15 protein-coding genes and 2 pseudogenes are annotated in these 16,732 nt (G+C 60.2%); 10 read left to right on the top strand and 7 right to left on the bottom strand.

What is annotated here, in order from left to right; all coding sequences use genetic code 11:
- Positions 1-512 precede the first annotated feature (512 nt).
- Complete coding sequence (locus AXW67_RS23325) at positions 513-1,289, top strand: cyclase family protein (protein WP_063679732.1); 777 nt, start codon at positions 513-515, stop codon at positions 1,287-1,289.
- Positions 1,290-1,299: 10 nt separating this feature from the next.
- On the opposite strand, the gene AXW67_RS23320 is transcribed toward AXW67_RS23325, so the two are convergent.
- The 3 genes from AXW67_RS23320 to AXW67_RS23315 form a co-directional block, all read right to left on the bottom strand.
- Positions 1,300-2,028, bottom strand: coding sequence for a Crp/Fnr family transcriptional regulator (locus AXW67_RS23320; protein WP_063679731.1), 729 nt, complete (start codon positions 2,026-2,028; stop codon positions 1,300-1,302).
- Between the two features lie 259 nt (positions 2,029-2,287).
- Positions 2,288-2,413, bottom strand: coding sequence for a hypothetical protein (locus tag AXW67_RS44780; protein ID WP_256380026.1), 126 nt, complete (start codon positions 2,411-2,413; stop codon positions 2,288-2,290).
- 98 nt (positions 2,414-2,511) lie between these two features.
- Complete coding sequence (locus tag AXW67_RS23315; RefSeq protein ID WP_063679730.1) at positions 2,512-3,225, bottom strand: helix-turn-helix domain-containing protein; 714 nt, start codon at positions 3,223-3,225, stop codon at positions 2,512-2,514.
- Between the two features lie 83 nt (positions 3,226-3,308).
- On the opposite strand from AXW67_RS23315, the gene AXW67_RS23310 reads away from it, so the two are divergent.
- The 4 genes from AXW67_RS23310 to AXW67_RS23295 all read left to right on the top strand — a co-directional run bounded on the left by AXW67_RS23310 (position 3,309) and on the right by AXW67_RS23295 (position 6,824).
- Entirely contained in the window at positions 3,309-3,743 is a 435-nt protein-coding gene (locus tag AXW67_RS23310; protein ID WP_145927808.1) for a hypothetical protein, read from the top strand.
- Positions 3,743-4,012, top strand: a complete 270-nt coding sequence (locus tag AXW67_RS23305; protein ID WP_063679728.1) for a hypothetical protein — start codon at positions 3,743-3,745, stop codon at positions 4,010-4,012. Before AXW67_RS23310 ends, AXW67_RS23305 begins: the two co-directional genes overlap by 1 nt.
- 420 nt (positions 4,013-4,432) lie before the next feature.
- Positions 4,433-5,593 carry an IS110 family RNA-guided transposase gene (locus tag AXW67_RS23300; protein ID WP_063679727.1) on the top strand — a complete coding sequence of 387 codons (1,161 nt, stop codon included), beginning with the start codon at positions 4,433-4,435 and terminating at the stop codon, positions 5,591-5,593.
- Positions 5,594-6,023: 430 nt separating this feature from the next.
- Complete coding sequence (locus tag AXW67_RS23295) at positions 6,024-6,824, top strand: phytochelatin synthase family protein (RefSeq protein ID WP_063679770.1); 801 nt, start codon at positions 6,024-6,026, stop codon at positions 6,822-6,824.
- Positions 6,825-8,028: 1,204 nt separating this feature from the next.
- Here AXW67_RS23295 and AXW67_RS44775 read toward each other — a convergent pair.
- Positions 8,029-8,160 carry a hypothetical protein gene (locus AXW67_RS44775; RefSeq protein WP_283806466.1) on the bottom strand — a complete coding sequence of 44 codons (132 nt, stop codon included), beginning with the start codon at positions 8,158-8,160 and terminating at the stop codon, positions 8,029-8,031.
- A gap of 140 nt (positions 8,161-8,300) precedes the next feature.
- On the opposite strand from AXW67_RS44775, the gene AXW67_RS40775 reads away from it, so the two are divergent.
- Positions 8,301-8,570, top strand: coding sequence for a DUF3551 domain-containing protein (locus AXW67_RS40775; RefSeq protein ID WP_082908008.1), 270 nt, complete (start codon positions 8,301-8,303; stop codon positions 8,568-8,570).
- 1,800 nt (positions 8,571-10,370) lie between these two features.
- Here AXW67_RS40775 and tnpA read toward each other — a convergent pair.
- The gene (gene tnpA, locus AXW67_RS23275; protein ID WP_063679724.1) at positions 10,371-10,721 is read right to left on the bottom strand and encodes an IS66-like element accessory protein TnpA; all 351 of its coding nucleotides are present in this window, start codon (positions 10,719-10,721) and stop codon (positions 10,371-10,373) included.
- A 98-nt stretch (positions 10,722-10,819) separates the two neighbouring features.
- On the opposite strand from tnpA, the pseudogene AXW67_RS40770 reads away from it, so the two are divergent.
- Positions 10,820-10,939 (top strand): annotated as a pseudogene (locus AXW67_RS40770) (IS5/IS1182 family transposase); the annotation flags it as partial.
- Between the two features lie 425 nt (positions 10,940-11,364).
- On the opposite strand, the gene AXW67_RS23270 reads toward AXW67_RS40770, so the two are convergent.
- Both AXW67_RS23270 and AXW67_RS23260 read right to left on the bottom strand, forming a co-directional pair.
- The gene (locus AXW67_RS23270) at positions 11,365-11,604 is read right to left on the bottom strand and encodes a hypothetical protein (RefSeq protein ID WP_063679723.1); all 240 of its coding nucleotides are present in this window, start codon (positions 11,602-11,604) and stop codon (positions 11,365-11,367) included.
- A gap of 1,000 nt (positions 11,605-12,604) precedes the next feature.
- Entirely contained in the window at positions 12,605-13,606 is a 1,002-nt protein-coding gene (locus tag AXW67_RS23260) for an AraC family transcriptional regulator (RefSeq protein WP_145927807.1), read from the bottom strand.
- Between the two features lie 519 nt (positions 13,607-14,125).
- Between AXW67_RS23260 and AXW67_RS23255 the strand changes: the two genes are divergently transcribed.
- The 3 genes and pseudogenes from AXW67_RS23255 to AXW67_RS43480 all read left to right on the top strand — a co-directional run.
- On the top strand, positions 14,126-14,344 hold the full coding sequence (locus tag AXW67_RS23255; protein ID WP_145927806.1) for a transposase: 219 nt from the start codon (positions 14,126-14,128) through the stop codon (positions 14,342-14,344).
- A 415-nt stretch (positions 14,345-14,759) separates the two neighbouring features.
- Positions 14,760-15,184, top strand: a pseudogene (locus AXW67_RS23250) (transposase); the annotation flags it as partial.
- 1,251 nt (positions 15,185-16,435) lie between these two features.
- Positions 16,436-16,732: hypothetical protein (locus AXW67_RS43480; RefSeq protein ID WP_210183975.1), on the top strand; the 297-nt coding region annotated here is incomplete at its 3' end.

Genomic DNA, 16,732 nt, shown 5'->3' with positions numbered 1-16,732 from the left:
ATCTGCGCGGCAAGTGCCGGCCGCCCTGCAATCGCGCCCCGCCGTCGGCCAATGCCGGACACGAGACAACGATGCTCGTTGTATCCATGAACGTTCCTCTCGTTTTATGCTCGACCGCTATTGGTTGCGGCTTGGAGGTTCGGACGAGACGGACGCCCCATCCCTGCGCGAACGCGCTGCATCAGCGCGCGATGTCGCCAATGTCGTCCCTAGGCCGGGCGGCATTCTGAGTCCAAGCCAAATCCGGCATCGATCAATGCAAGAGTTGCATCGATGGATCGGGTGGTGCTCCGGGGGAGGCAATCAGCGGATGGTCCCTTTTTTCCGAAGCCGACTGGCCGTACTACAGCACGATGCTGTTCATGCTGATGCGCGTTTCGTTCTGGCTGCCGCGCATGGTGCTTCGGCGACGCCCATCACGCTGCGTTGACGTCGCCGGCGCGTTACTTGACGTTACCGGTAGCCCGCCCTCAGGATGTGCGGACGACCCCGGACATCTCGAGGGAAATGCCATGCCGCGAAAGCTGATCGATATCTCCGTGCCGTTGCAGAACGACGTGCCGGCCGATCCGCCGGGCAATCACCCGAGGATCCAGTACATCGATCACCAGCAGGGCCTGCCGCACATGCTGCAGTTCTTCGATGGCCTCAAGGCGGAGGACCTGCCGGACGGTCAGGGCTGGGCCGTCGAGCAGGTCTCGCTCTCCACCCATAACGGCACGCATCTCGATGCGCCCTGGCACTTCCACCCGACCATGAACCGCGGCGAGCGGTCATGGACCATCGACGAGGTGCCGCTCGAATGGTGTCTTCAGCCCGGCGTGAAACTCGACTTCCGGCACCTGCCCGACGGCTACGTGGCCACCGCCGAAGACGTCGAGAAGGAGCTGAAGCGCATCGGGCACACGCTGTCGCCGCTGGAGATCGTCGTCGTCAACACCAGCGCCGGCGCCAAATTCGGCCAGACCGACTACGTCAACTCCGGCTGCGGCATGGGCTACGAGGCCACCATGTACCTGCTTGAACGCGGCGTGCGGCTGACCGGCACCGACGGCTGGAGCTGGGACGCGCCGTTCGTCTACACCGCCAGGAAATATGCGGAAACAAGGGACGCCCGTCTGATCTGGGAAGGCCACAAGGCGGGACGGCACATCGGCTATTGCCATCTCGAGAAACTGCACAATCTGGACAAGCTGCCCTCGAGCGGGTTCACGATTTCGTGCTTTCCGGTGAAGATCGAACGCGCCTCAGCGGGCTGGACCCGCGCGGTCGCCATCATCGACGGCTAGGTCGAAGCCGTCACTCGCCGTCGAGGCCGCTCTCGGCGAGCTCGCGCAGCGCATCGATATCGAGCACGACGATCGCGCCATGCTCGAGGCGAACCCAGTTGCGTCCGGCCCAGGCGCGCAATTGCTTGTTGATGCTCTCGCGCGTCATCCCCACCATCTCGCTGATCTCCTGCTGCGTGATGGCCAGCGTGCCACTGCCCGAATCGAGCTTGCGCTCTTCGGTGAGGCCGAGGAGTGCGCTTGCGAGCCGGCCCGGCAGGTTCTGCAGGATCACCTGCTCGACCTGCTGGCTGGTCCAGCGCAGGCGCGCGCAGAGCAGCTCGATGAACTTCATCGCCAGCGCCGGCTGGCTCTTCACGAAGGGCAGGAAGTCCCGCCGATCGATGACGTAGAGTTCGCAATTGGTGTTGGCGGTCGCATCCGCCGAACGCGGCGCGCCGTCGAGGACGGCGATCTCGCCAAAAATCTCTCCCGGACCGATCAGATTGAGAATGGCGTTCCGCCCATCGGGCGAAGAAGAGGAAATCTTTACTGTCCCCGAGATCACCGCAAAAAGATTGTTGCCCGCGTCGCCCTTCGCGGCGATCGTCGCGCCGCGCTTCACCAAGGTGTGCTTGGCATAGCGGCAGAGCTGGTCGAGCGCCTCCGGCTCCAGATCTGCGAAGATCGGGTGCTTGCGCAGGACCGATAGTTTGTTGCCCGACGACTGTCGGGGGTCACCGGCCTTGTCCTGAGGCACGCCGCGGGACTCCTAAGACTGCGAGGCACTGAGTTCCTGCGTAGTCAACGTTAGCAGGCTTTTCAACCGGAAAGCATGCACATGATTTGAGGCAAATGCCGCGAAAATGCCGCGGTCGTGCTGAAAGCCGCATCCGCAGGATGCGCCAATGCGATCCGGACGATGCAGAGTTGCAGATGCCGCAAGCCGCGAAGGGCCGATCAAGGCAAGCAGACGCGCGCGGTGGGCGCGTTGGAACGCGACCGCGGTCTCAGGGGCTTCAGCGTTTGAAATCCGAATCGGGGCGCGCGGTGCTGGCCTGTCGGTCCGCCCAGGCCAAGGCCGCGGAAAAAACGGCAAAGACGGCTACGACGGCAATGGTCACCAGCAAAGCATCAGTCGGCATCGCGCCTCTCCCGAATCGCTTTCGGCATTATTCGCGGCACGCGCCGGGCGTCATTGATCGGGATCAAAAATCGGAGGGGCCCATGGAAGACCCCGGCTTCAGGCGGCCGCCAACGCCCCTGCCCGTTCGGCATCGAGCAGGCCGATGCCGCCCGGGATGATCTCGATCACGCCGAGGCGCTCCAGCTTGGTGAAGGTGCGGCTGACAGTTTCGATGGTGAGACCCAGATAGTCGGCGATGTCCTGCCGGCTCATCGGCAGCGGCACCGTCCCTATCGGTCCCTTGAGCAGGATCAGCCGTTCACGCCAGCCGAGGAGAAAGGTCGCCACCTTTTCGTCCGCTGAGCGGCGGCCAAGCAGGACCATGTGGTCGCGCGCCTGGGTCAACTCGCGGATTGCCAGCTCGTTGATCCGCCGTAAGAGATGCGGCCGGTCCTCGATGAAACGGGTGAAGGGCGCCTTCGCGAACTGGCAGATCGTCACCGTGCCAATCGCATCGGCGGAGAAATTATGGCGCCCGGAAATGTTCATCCCCAGGAAATCGCCAGGCAATGCAAAACCGACGATCTGCCTGCGGCCATCAGGCAACAGCTTGTACAGCCGCATGACGCCGTCGAGGACGTTGTAGAACGACGTTGTGATGTCCTCCTCGGAGAAGACGGTCTGACCGGCGGCAAAATGGACGCGCCGTCCCAGATGCTCGAGCTCCCGGAGTTCGGCCGCGTCCAATGACGAGCAGACCGCGAATTCGCGGACCGCACAATCGCTGCAGGAATGCCCGTTCGGCTCAATCGTAACCAGGGAAGCCTTCATCCACCGCTCCAAGCGTCGGCTGCCTCTCGCATCAACCGAGTATGCCGCGCGGCCTGCATTTTACTGCATCGGGAGCGAGGCACTTGAGGCAGATCAAATCTGGCGGACATGACCGCTTGATCCGCCGCTTCCGAATTCGTGTCTCTGCCAAGATCGTAGATCGACTACGCGGCAAGCGCGTCTTGCTCAGCATCAGTCCACCAGATGACTATCCATTCGCCCGTACTGTGACGATCGGAAGCGACGCCTCGGTTAGCCTCGGGACGGATGATAAGAACATTGCGGAGGCGCGGCAGGCCAACGCCTTGGACCATCTTCACCGGCTCTTCGATCTGACCGAAGCGGCCCCGATCAGTCTCAGTCACAAAGACATGGTCGCGCTGAGCGAGGAGACGTACCGACTCTACCAGGAAATACACCGCGACATCCCGGCGAACCTGACGCATGGATGTATCACAAGGCTCTCAGTCGCGCGGCGCCTGAAGGTCGCGTCGAGAATCCACCCCCAGCCGCGCTGATGCCGAACGAGGCAAACACCGCTATTGAACTGTTTGGGACTGGTGATCTGACAGCGGCCGTCAACGCCATTCCGGCCGATCAGCATGACGCGCTGGAAGATCGGTTCGGGCTTCTCGCGGATTGGGTTCCGATCCGCCAGCGCATTCACCTAAACCCGAATGATCGGCGACGCTTCCTGCGCTTTGACGGGGCAGCCAAGCTCGGCGCATCGGCAAGCAAGGCGATCGCTACTTGCGCAGCCTGTTCACGGCAGGCGCAGTCGCCGTGATCCGCTATGCCAAGATCCATGGCACGGGGCATCGGCCCTGGCTCATCGCGTTGTTGGCGCGGCGCCCCACCAAGGTCGCGGCCATCGCACTCGCCAACAAGCTCGCCAGGATGGCATGGGCGAGGATGGCCAGGACGAATGCTACAAGGAACCCGCCACTCTTACGGCGTGAACGAGATCACAGCCGGTCATCCGGGTGCAACGTAACGGTTGGAAGGGCGAACAGCACTAATGCAGCGCCGGTTGATCCGGCGATCAGGACAACCCACTTGGGCCACAGCATCGTCGAATGCGTGCTATTGACCGGGACCTGATCCGCGGAGGGCATTATGGCCAGCGGTCACGTGAACCGCGCTAACAGATCCCATGAATGAGGCGCAGAGGAGCTAAGCTGCGTCATCGGAAACCGGAGGTCTGATCATGTCTCATTCGACCAATATGCTGCCGCGTTCTGTCGATTACGATCAAACGCTCATTCTGGCGATCGAGTTGAGCAACAAGAGCTGGGTCTTGGCGGCGCAGGTACCTGGCCTTTCGCAGACCAAGGCGAAGCGGACGATCGAGCCGGATAAAAATAATCTGTTGGCGACGATTGACGGTTACCGAATCCGAGCGGCTGCCGCTGGTCGCTCGGTCAAGCGGGTGGTCGCCAGCTACGAGGCCGGATGGTGCGGGTTCTGGCTGGCGAGATGGCTAATGGCGCACGGCATAGAGGTGCACGTCGTCCAACCTTCAAGTGTACCCGTTGACCGGCGCATGCGCCGCGGTAAATCGGATGGCATCGATGCAGAATTGCTGTTGCGCACTTTGCTTGCCTGGCTTCGCGGCGAGCCCCGCGTCTGTTCGATGGTGCCAATCCCGGACGAAGTCGATGAGGATGCGCGGCGTTGTATCCGGGAGCGAAGTGAGTTGGTCTCCGAGCGTGTCGGCCTCGTGAATAAGATCGGTGCCGTTCTGGCAACGCTGGGCACTGAAGATTACAATCCCCTTCTTCAAAGCCGTCGTCGCCGGCTAAACGAGCTGAGGACGGGCCTTGGCGATCCAATACCGCCAAATGCATTGGCCAAGATCGCGCGTTTGCTTGCGAGGCTAGAACTTGTTCTTGCGCAAATTGCGGAGTTGGAACTTGAACGTGATGCCGTTGCCAAAACCCGTGCTCCGGACCAGGCCGGTAAGATGATCCAGCAACTCATCAGCCTGCGCGGCATCGGTGTACAAAGCGCAACCGTGCTGGTGCGAGAGGCCTTTGTCCGACGCTTCGCTAATGGCAAGGCGCTCGGGTCATATGCCGGGCTCACCTCGACGCCGTATAGCAGCGGGGGCATCGATCGTGAGCAGGGTATCGGGAAAGCAGGCAACCGTCGGCTCAGAACGGTGATGGTCGAATTGGCCTGGCTTTGGCAACGCTACCAGCCAGGGGCCGCGCAGGTGGTCTGGTTCCGTGAACGCGTCGGCTCGACTGGCCGCCGCGTTCGCAAGGTCATGGTGGTCGCGCTCGCGCGCAAACTCCTGATTGCCTTATGGCGGTTCGTCATCGACGGTGTCATGCCCGAGGGTGCGGTCACGAAGCCCTCCATGTAACCGTCTCCGAAACCGGGCAGCGCCGCAACAGCACTGCACCGGTGATCCGAGGGAACGTCGCCGTTGTTCGGCGTGGCGCTTCGCCGCCGTCTTCACAGAGTGGTGCTGTTCCTTGGAAGCTCTCCAGTCCCGAATGAGGGACAGTGGTCGGGATCACCATCCCGCCGGATGTGAGGTTAGCAGGCAGCCCTGCAGCAAGAGAGCTCACCTCGGATCGCCGTCGGCTGAAGGCCATTGACAGAGGACTCATCATGTGAGGCCGAACACATGGCGCTCCGACCAACGCCGCAAGTGACGATTCTTCTTGCTAGCCCGGAGCCGTCCATAGGCGACTTCAGTCTCCTGAGTCGCAAAAGCGTGGCAACATTTCTGCTGTAACCGGCCTTTGGGGCTCGTTAGATTCGATTTCCGTCGGGCAGAGGAGCTAACCATGTCACATCTCGCGCAAATTGCACTCGCGTTCTTGCTGCTGACGGTGCAACTTCCGGCAGCATTTGCGCTAGACAATGCACCAGCGACCATTTCTCAGGAGCTTGTGCCATTCTCGTCGGATGAGGGGCTTGCGCGGCTGGCCCACTCAACTGCAAAGGTGGACTTTCCCGCCCTTGCCAATCAATTTGAGGCGGAGTCTAACGGCGCGTTCTGTGGACCCGCGTCTGCAGCAATTGTGCTCAACGCCGTTCGAGGCCGGAGCCCTGATCTGCCCCGGGACCGGAGCCGATTACATTCAGAAGACCTTAAATACATTCCGAGCGCATACGATCCCACGATCCCTCGCTTCACGCAGGACAACGTGATCATCAAAGGCCTGAAGACCCGCGCGCAAGTTCTCGGCGAACCTGTAACGATCAATGGAAAACAGATCCAGGACTTCGGCTATCAGGTCCGTCAGCTCGATGAGATGCTGAGGGCAAATGGCCTAACGACCCGGCTTGTCATCGTTGATGACAGCAAGCCCGAGCAGGATATTCGGACTGATTTGGTTGAAAACCTCAGGCGTCGGGGCGACTATGTGATCGTCGCCTACCAACGCAAGGCTGTGGGCCAACAGGGCCCCGGACATATCTCGCCGCTTGGCGCATATGACGCTGAATCCGACTCGTTCCTTGTCCTTGACGTCAACCCTGCGAGCGCTGGCTGGGTGTGGATGCCAACTGCGACCCTCGTTAAGGGTATGCGCACATTCGATACGGTTGAGAATCGCGGGTATATTCTTGTTGAGACCCCTTGAGGCGTTCTTCACTTCGCGTCGATGAAATTTCCGCACGGCCCGAATCGGCCCCCTGGCGACGTCCGCCTTCTAACCGTTCCTCGTCATGATGTCCTTTTCATGTTTACGCGGACGCTTGGAAGAGATGCAAAACATTCTGCAAACGCGAATGCATCCTTGAACGGAACGCGGAGTACCTCAAAACGCGAGTTAGCGCTTAGAAGGGACCACCAGAGCGAGAGTATCGCGCATACATTATGCGCTCTACGGGCATATCGAGCTTCGTATCGATCTAATGTGCAAGGACGAGACCGAAGCCAAGAGGCGCGCCAGACGCTTGGCGGACCGCCACGACGTAGAGCTCTAGAGCCAAGATCAAAAGATCGCGCAGTTTAAGAGTGAATAAGGCTGACGTCTCAAATGCTCGTTGGTTTCACAGTGAACCAGATGGGCGAGGTGGCGTTAGAAGGCAATGGACAATGACGACCTTCAAGCGCGCAGTGAACAAGCTCTTGTCGTAGTGTCCCTCAGTACGGCAACGCTGATTGCGTGCTCGGCCTCTTGATATCTGCAACGCCGCCTCGGTTGGCGGCCTTTTTTTTAAGTACTCGGTCAACCTGCTATGTCGCTTGTTGGCCTACTTCAAAGCCCGGGCTGCAAGTGGCAGCACCAGGATCACCTGTGACGCGGGCGTCCGGGCTATCGAACGAAACTATAACTGACGATGTTCACCAGAGAGACAGTCGTCCACCTGATCGGCGAGCCCTGCCTGAAGTTGTACCGGGCCCAAAGGCAAAGACCATTGGTATTTCCAATTCGACGACCACGGGCTGTCCGGCATCAAGAGGGTGATGGTGAAGCGGCTCAACGACCTGCCGCTCGCTACATGGTTGAATGAAGGCAGAACATTTGCCGCCGCAATGCGGGCGAAGCGCGAGCGGTGACGATCGCGGGAGCAAGCGGTGATCGACAGACCCCAAGCAGCCGGGAGCTGCAGCCGGGCCGCAGGGCGCGATGAATCCACCGACGGCGGGCGGTCCCGCGCCGGGTGGTCCGCCGATCAGACCGGGCAGCTCACCGGCACGCCGCCGCCGCGCCCGCACCCGACACCGGCCGCGCCGCTGATGCCGGGTTGAGTTAGGCGCGCGCCAAAAAGCGCGAATGTCGGCTTTAGCGGGCTTACGTAACTTACTGGCCCCAGCTCACCCGAAGCTGGGACCTTTTCTCAACGCCTGTCGATGATTAGGCCGCTAGGTTCGCGCCGCTCGGCGAACGGCAGGCCGGTTTCGCGGGCGAGACGTTCGCCTAGCTCATGCGCTTTGTCGCCGTTATCCCTGCCTAGGAAGGTCTCGATCATGTCGAGAAATTCACCCGCAGCGTCGAGCGTGCAGACGTGACATTCGAAGGAGCGTGCGGGATTTGCGCCTGAGATCGGAACGGTGTCACCTCTTCCGCCCGAGGACAGTTAACGTCCTGGCCTGATTGAGGAGTGTTCCGATGCGCGTTCCAGTCCTTCCAATTCTCGTGAGTGGCGCTCTCTGCGCCGCCACATCCGTGCAAGCGCAGACTTACGATCCCGCCTACCCGGTTTGCCTCCAAGTCTATACGGGCGGCTTCATGGATTACTATTTCGAGTGCGCCTACACCAATATGGCCCAGTGTCAGGCGTCCGCATCGGGCCGCGCGGCATCATGCGTGGTCAATCCCTACTATGCCGGGAAAGGCGGAAAGCCCGCAGTACGTCACAAGCGAACGCATCATCAGTGACTACCGATTGAGCCCTTTGCCCTGTGTCGCCATTCCCGGCGGTTTCGTAGGATCGGCAAAGGCGCGCACGCGCCGTGCTAGTCCACCTCGATGGTGCCTGCTTCCGGCGAGATCGGTCCCATATCTGCACCCATAGCGGCGGCGTCGAGTGCCTTTCTCTCGCCGCCGCTAGACCTCTTCCTCCGTCGAACAGGCCGTGCAGAAATCCCGCCACGGCACTTGCACGACCGAATGCCCAACGGCTCGCCAAAAAGCAGTTCCTAAAGCGAAGTAGGAAGGTCCAAGCGATGGCTGAGTTTTGCCGGTACCCTCACCCGGAGGGCGCTGAACGTGACCCCAGCCCTCAGTCGAAGCCGGGGCTTTTTTGAAAGCTGAGCCATGACCATAGTGCTAATACTGGCGACGGCAGGGATCGTTTTGGTCGGCGCAATCGTCGTGCTGTTTGAGATCAAGGCCGCGCGCGAGAAGAGGAACAGCAGGCGATGGCCAAGCTGCCGATGGCCCTCGCTTCCAGAGGGCACTCTGAGTGACCCACTGACTTACTGGCCCCAGCTCACCTCCTCAGTAGAGCTGGGGCCTTTTTAATGCTCTTGTAGCTCAGTGGTAGAGCGGCTGTTGTGTGTACCGGTTCGAGACCGGCCACGTGCTCCATCACCCGAGATTGTTCCCGGCTCGCAGGGAGAGGATCGTTGCGCGAAAATTGTCCTCGACCTTGCGAATGCACGACTTGCAGAACCACAGCTCCTTGATTTGCTCCCCAAGGTCATTTGCCATCGAGCGGACCATTTGGTTGGGCAGGTAGTAGCGCGGATCGAGTGGCGGCTCGCCGGGGCCTGCAGCAACGAGGATCGAAAACTGGCCTGGTGCTGCGCAGCAGGTGCATTGTTGCATGGTCGTCCTTTCTAGTGTGCCTCAAGCTATCCGCCCTTCGCCGGTTCGAGCCCGGCCACGGGCTCCAGCGACCGTCACTGCTTGTGTTTCGCTCGCATCGCGGCCGCGACTGTCCTGCCCTCACTCACCCATGCACCATCGAGCTCGGCCCGCCGCACCGACATCCGCAGTACGGCATCGCCGCATTGGCGCGGTTTGAAAACCGATGTATGGCACTACTGTCCAGAACGAGAACGACCTATCAGTCGAAAACCGCATAAGATTCACGCCTCGTTCACGGCTCGTTCCTGTCATTTAGCCGAACTTGCATAATTTTCCCGACCTATAGTGGCTGCCGCCATTCAGCAATTGCCGCTGTTTCGGCTGTCGCATCTGGCCTCCGATTGCCTCTTTTTCCCGGTCATGGCCGCGCGCGGCCACGCGACGCAGGCAGCATCTCGTCTATTGTTGCTTTGACGACCGAGGCGAACTCACTCGTGAAGCCCATTCAACCCAAGGCGATATCCTGGATCCTGACGACCGATGAGGAGCGCGATGCTTGGATGCGCCGCTTGTTGAGGCAAAGGCGCGCCCTTGCGCTTAAGATCGTGAGTGTGGGCAGACAAGGAAGATAAGGCGGCAGGTTGAACGCGAACAGCTGGTTGGTTAGCTCGTCCTTGAGGCATCCAAACGTGACAGCCCAGCCTCGATCACCACGATGTCTTCCTCGATCTGCTGGACAGTACTCGTGCAGTCGATCCCGGTACACCCATTGAGGTCTGCGATAAGTCTTCGGCGCTGCATCCGAAATCATCCAGAGCCGCCTGGTGTCTTTCAGGAAAACAAAACCCTCCACTATCAACTCAATAGCTCGCGATATTCCTCAAACCCCTCCGAGCCCTATTCGACCCTCAAGCTCTTCTAACCAAGCTAGGTTTCGATCTCGATGCCCCCGACATCCGGCTTGGCCTTGCATCGCGCTGTCTTGCGCTCATGGCCAACAGCCACGGCCGGTACCACGGCGTCTACCACCGCCGGTACAAACGGCGGATCGTCAGCTATCGGCGTCGGCAACTGGCGCGCTTGCCGGCGCCAGGTGAACACTTGTTGTGGGCTCAGCCCGTGTCGCCGGGCAATCTCGGAAACGACCGCGCCTGGTACCAACGTCTCCTCGACGATCCGAGCCTTGTCGTCCTTCGAGAACCAACGACGGCGTCCCGTCTCCGTGATCACTTCCAGCCGGCGCGCCGTCACGTCCGACTTAAGCGTATGGTCAAGCATAGACACAAGCCGATCCCTTCAAAGAGATCGTGAAACTGGCCTATCCCATGTGCCGCGAGAAGGTGGGAGCGGAACGACGCTTACGGTCGAACGCTTCTTTAAAGCTAAAACACTTCCGCCGCGTCGCCACGCGCTACGAAAAGACCGCACAAAACTTCCTCGCAGCCGTCCTTTTGGCTGCAACCCGTCTATGGGCTAGGTTTGAGTCCACGACCTAGCTAGCTAGTCTAGCTAGCTAGACTAGCTAGGGCCCCGCGTGGGTCCCGTCGCCGGCGTGCCTATGCCCCTAAAGGTGGCGGCGGGGCCTTGATGCGGGGCAATACGCGAGGAGCCTACATGCGCCTTTACCCTCATAACCCTTCGGTCGATTTAATTGCCCTCGCGGCTGGCACCATTCTGGTGCTGGGGTTTATGGCCGCCATCGCAGTGCTGGTCCGCTAGAGGCGGTCGAAAAAAATCTGACGCGCGGATGCGCCTGCGTGGGGCCACTTCGATGTGATCTTTGGGACTGAAACCGATTTGACGGGCGAAGAAATTATCGAGTTCGCGCCTTGATGCTAAGCGCGCCGGGCGGGTCGATTTAACGAACCACGAACACGAGGCCGCCAACTGAGGCGGCGTCACTACGTGATCACTTCGACGTTCATAGCGCCCCGTCATCGAGTGGCTCGTAGCCGCGCTCGATCAGCCAAGCCTTGCTCTTGCGCCGGTACTCGAGCGGCAGCGACCGGCTCGCGGTGATGGCCTTGTGGAACGTCAGCTCCACAAGCTCGTCGCTGGAGGGCGGCTTCATGCTACGCGAGCGCATGAAGCGCTTCAGGTGTCGCGGGCTCTTGAGCAGCACGCGATCGAGGTCGGCGAGGTAGCGGGCGATTTCGTCCATCGGTGACTGTGATGTTATGGCGTGGTGCCGGGAATGATCCAGATGCGGTCTGATGGTCGCGGCTGTTGCGGATCGAAGGCAAGTCGCGCGGCACGTCGAAAGCCCGACGCCTACGCGCAGAGCCTTGGCCGGTGATTTGGATAAACTAGCTCTGGTAGCCTTCGTTCAAAAGAGAACCGGGCTGACGTATTCACGACCGCCCATCGTGGTGTCCCATGTGGCCTGTCCGCGCCGGGCGTGCTTGAGGCGCGCCGTCATGGTACCGGCGCGGCCACGCACACTCGACATCGGTTCCCCGCATCATTTTGACTGAGGTCATACCGAATTTGGCGAAGTCGATGGCGTCGAGATCGATGGCGTCGGCGCGGCTCATCGCGCATGCCGGCCTTTCGGTCGGCCGCGGCAATGTTCCAGCGGCCTTGCGCCGATAATAGGTGACGCGGCTCATGCCGAGCGCGGCGCATGGCGTGAGACTCGGGTGCGTCACGCTTAAATCCGTAACGCTATCTATATCGCGTGACCCATTTGCGTGACGCCGGCACCCATCACCGCGCTTGCGGGACCACAGACCCAACCGCCCAACCGACAGACAGTTCCCAATTCTGCCCCACATGCAGCTGGCGCGCATCATGCGGTAGTGTGCAGCAGATCGACGGCCAGCAATGTTGAATGGCCCCCCGATCCAACTCATCAATGATCGCAACTTGGCGGGCGATGTGCTTGTCGCTCAGCGTAATGTGGCGCTCTGCCTCTGCCAAGTGTTCTCGAATTAGCAGCAGGTCCACGTGGTCAGTCTAACCTCAGAGGGGGCACCCGGGTAAACTCAATTTAGCGCTGACGCAATGGACCGCGCGGAAATTCCGTTGAGGATCAAAAGCAGCAGTCAACGCAGCTATCGTACGACGTCCGGTCCTCCGCAGTCAGCCGATATAGCGGCTGCGGCTGCGTTGTTCAGCTCAGGGCCACAAGCAGATTCAGCAAAGCGGCCCCATTTGCAAGATTATGCGTTTGCCTCAGCGGCCACGAGTGATGATGGGCGATTGAGACGGATCGCAATCTGTTCCGTGGGCCGCTTCAAGGTCTCGGACGGCGACTCGCCGAACGCGGCGCGATAGGCCACTGCAAAACGGCCGAGCTCGCAAAAGCCGTGGTCGGTAGCTATCCGAGTGACGGTCGACGTCGATGGAGCCGCGCTTAACAACGCGCGATGCACGAGGTGCATTCGACGGAGCGTGAGAAAACGGATCGGTCCCATGCCCAAATGCTCTTCGCAGGAGGCGCGAAGAGTTCGCTCCGCGACACCGATAGCTGCACAGATTTCGGTGAGATAGAGCGGCCGGTCGGGATTTGCCTCCAGAAACTCTTCGAATCGCGCGATGACCGCATTATGGCACCGGCCACGAGTGCTGGTCTTTTCGTCGAGCGTATCGGCGAGGCATCTGACCATGACGTGCACGAACTCATTCTCTAGCGCCCGAAGCACCTCCGGCAGTTGCAAAATTTCGGGAGTGTCATATGCGAGCCATCCGACCGCCCGGTGTAAGTTCAGCAGTCGCGACATCGAACCAGGGTGCGGACGAAAAATGTGCCGTTCTGAATTTTCCATCAACTCGCAGCCAATTATCGCTTGGACTGCGGTATCAAACTCGTCGGTTGGGATGGACATCGCGCCGTAGTCGAGACCTGGGCCGCATCGTCGATGCTCGGCTTCAAGCGTGTTGTCAATGATGTCGCCGGGCATGACTTCAATTCCACAGTGATGGTACGGTGACAAATTGGACTCGGTAAGAAAGCCGATCGATCGCCGACCAGGCTTGCTTGTGGCGGTGCTGACTGTTGGCGAAGATAAGTGAGTACGTTGCAACCAGAGCCGGCTCATGGCGACCTGGGTCATCTCGACCCGAAAATCTTTCGACGTGGGAAGTATTTCAATGTCAGAATGCGGGAAGGCTGCCTGGCACGCCAGCGGATCGGTAAAGGAAAGAACTCTACTCCAAGCCACTTCTGTTCTCCCCCAAAACAAAGCTACAATTTGGTCGGGAAGCAAATTGACAGAAAAGAGTCTTCGGACCGCAAAGGCAGCTTAGGCGAGGTGATTGCGAATCCGGTTGTATCGTAGGATCGTTGTTACCTCTGATCAATGTACCTCTTTTGACGTAGGTCAATGGTTTGGTGGCATCTTCAGCCTAGGCGTGCCAGCGCTTCAAATTTTAGACCATTTGATGAAACCAATGCGGTATGGTCGAAGCTGAGCGTGTTTCCAACGCTCGGGCATCGAGACCGCTAGACTGTATGTCCCCTCCACAAAATGACGCGACTCACCCTCGATGTTGCGACGAGGGTGCCTCGACGGACCGGGCAGAGCCTCAAACAAGGAGGGCGAGTCGTGGGTCATCTACCGAGGTATTTGTCGGAATCGATAAGTCAAAATCGCGCAATGCAATAGCCATTGCCGACGGCGGGCGGCGAGGTACGATATCTCGGAGAGTTTTCTGCCACGGAGGCAGCGATCCGAAAGCTGGTGGCAAAGCTTGTAGCGAAATGCTGTCATCTGACGTTTTGCTACGAAGCAGGGCCGACAGGATATGGCCTCTACAGACTGCTCAAGAGCCTCGGCCATGACTGCCTGGTGGTGGCCCCCTCGCTCGTTCCGAAGAAGGCTGGCGATCGAGTGAAGACGAACCGGCGCGATGCGGTAAGCCTCTCGGACGAGCGCCATGAGGCTATGCGCGATCTCTAGCGCGCCCGTCAGGCGGTGAAGAAGGACCTCTAGGGCATCAACAGATCTCGTCATTGATGCTGCGGCTGGGACGGATCTATCCGGGCAAGACAACGTGGGGACCAGCCCACATGAGATGGCTGATGTCGCAGAAGCTCGAGAATCGCGAGCAGCGCATCGCATTTGAAGAGTTGCTTGAGGGGATACGCCAGGAAGGTGAGCGGATGGAGCGTCTGGAAGATGCCATCCGCGAGGGACCGCTCTATCAAGATAGAAGGCCGTCTTGCCTTGCTGTTATCGAAAGGGCCACGAGGGAAATGCCGCTAACGTCATTGCGGCGTCCTCGGTTACAACCTCCACCTCCCCGCGCCTGCTGCGCGTCACCCTGCTCGCTCTATTGCGAGCCGTCCCCATTTCGCCGACGCTCAAACGGGCTGCGCGTTATACCCACCGCGTGGCCATCGCCAACAGTCGCCTGATCGCCTTCGACCAGCAGCGCGTCACCTTCAAGTGGGAGGATTATCGGATCGAGGACGCGATCGATAGAAGCACATGACGCTCGGGACCTTCGAGTTCGTCCACCGCTTCCTCATCCACGTGCTGCCTAAGGGCTTGCACCGCATCCGCCACTACGGCCTGTTCGCCAAAGGCGCTTGCGCCGACAACGTCGCACGCGCCCGTGAGCTGCTCGCCGCTGCAAAACCTGAGGACCAGCCTGCCAGTGCTGCCGCCAATCCCAACAGGCCGGCTTGCCCATGCTGCGGCGGCCGCATGATCATCATCGAGGTGTTCGCGCGCGGGGCAACGCCACGGTACCAGCCGACAGCTCCAACGAACCGCATCAGGATCGACACATCATGACTGCGTCGCAAGCCCGCAAATCTGCCCCTCGCACTTGCTGGATCTCGACCAGCCACGACAGAGCGCGCTCAGATATTCACCAGCCATCGCAAATCGTTGGACAACTTATGGAGTTCGATGCCGTCCGCCGCGCATTCGTCAGCGGCTTCACCGTCCCACAACTCGTCGGACCGGCTCGATCCTTATCAACGATCCCACCCGCGGCGCTCAAATCCCCATAGTGCCTGCCGCACAGTCCCCGGTTCCCTCAGCGCGGTTTCCTCCCTTGGAGGCTTTCGGACGCCGGCCGCCGAACTCGCGGCGCCGTCCTTCAAGCGGCCGGCATCCGAAACCCTTCACACTTCCGGACTCATGCATTCCGCTCGGGCAAAGGCCTTGGTGGCCGCACTGTCGAACGCCGTCGGCCATACAGAACCGGCTTGTGCTCGAACGGCAACGTGCTTCGTCGCGCAACCGGTACATTGGCTAAGGCCGAGGCTTCAACCAACGCGACGAGAGTGGGAGGTGAAAAATCTTGAAGCCTTTTATTTCAGGAAACGCCTCTGCTGCGTCCACGGACACCAGGGCCGCGACCGCAGCCGGCACCTCACCATTGACCAGTCGATCGATCGCCGCCGTGTGCCCTGCGCTGAGTTGGACCACAGGACCTCCTGCTACCACAATCGCGGTCATGATATCACCGCTCGATGCGGAATACCTGTCATCGATAGCAACGTTTTTTGCAGTAAGGGCGAATACCGACGGGATCTCCGGTCGAGCTATTACAACGGCAACCAGCGGCTCTTTGACAGGCGACGCACCTGCAATTGAGGCGGCCCCATCACGTGCCGCGGTTGCGGCCGCGACCGTCAATCGCTCTGCAACCGCCGTCGCGGCCGCCACCTGCTCCTGTATCGTCCTGCTATTGGAATTCGGAGTGGGCCCCACGGTGGACCGCGGATCCGCGACGCTTAGCCCTGTTGTACCGGGACCTGCGGCGGGGGCGCTGCTTTTGAGCTCGAGTTCCGTCTTCAATGAAGGAGGCGGGAGCGGGATTCCGGTTGCCGGAGGCTGCGCCTTTGCCGTGGTGACAGTAGGTTTCGCCTTCTTGGTAGCGAGATGTGCCGGCCCCCTGTCACGGCCACGATGAGCCGGCTGCTTTTCGGAGGCTGCCGCAATTGTAAACTTGGCCGATTTTGTTCGGCTATTGGCTTTGGATGACGCGAGTTTAATCGGCTGATCGGCAGCCGTCCTATTGGAGCAGGCGAAGCCATGTTTGTCAGTGCACGATTCTATGGCCGCTTGGCGCGGTGGTTGACGACTACAGCCGACCAAGGTCGCGGCCAGCGCGATGATGAGAGGTGTTCTCAAGCAATCACCCTAGAGGATGAATTCCTGCCGGTATTCTCTCTGCGTATTGATCTCCGCGCTGATCGTTATCTTTTGTGCGAGAGTGTTAAACGAGCATTAAGCGTCCGCCGTCAGGTACGAGAAACCGCCGTATGGTTAACGCCAGGGGTGGAGCGCGTCACATTGGTTCACGCGGCGGATCGCGCCCGCTATAGCGAC

Source organism: Bradyrhizobium neotropicale, assembly GCF_001641695.1.
Lineage (GTDB): Bacteria > Pseudomonadota > Alphaproteobacteria > Rhizobiales > Xanthobacteraceae > Bradyrhizobium > Bradyrhizobium neotropicale.
Note: the sequence above shows the minus strand (reverse complement) of the source record. Positions and strands in the feature narration are given on the sequence as shown.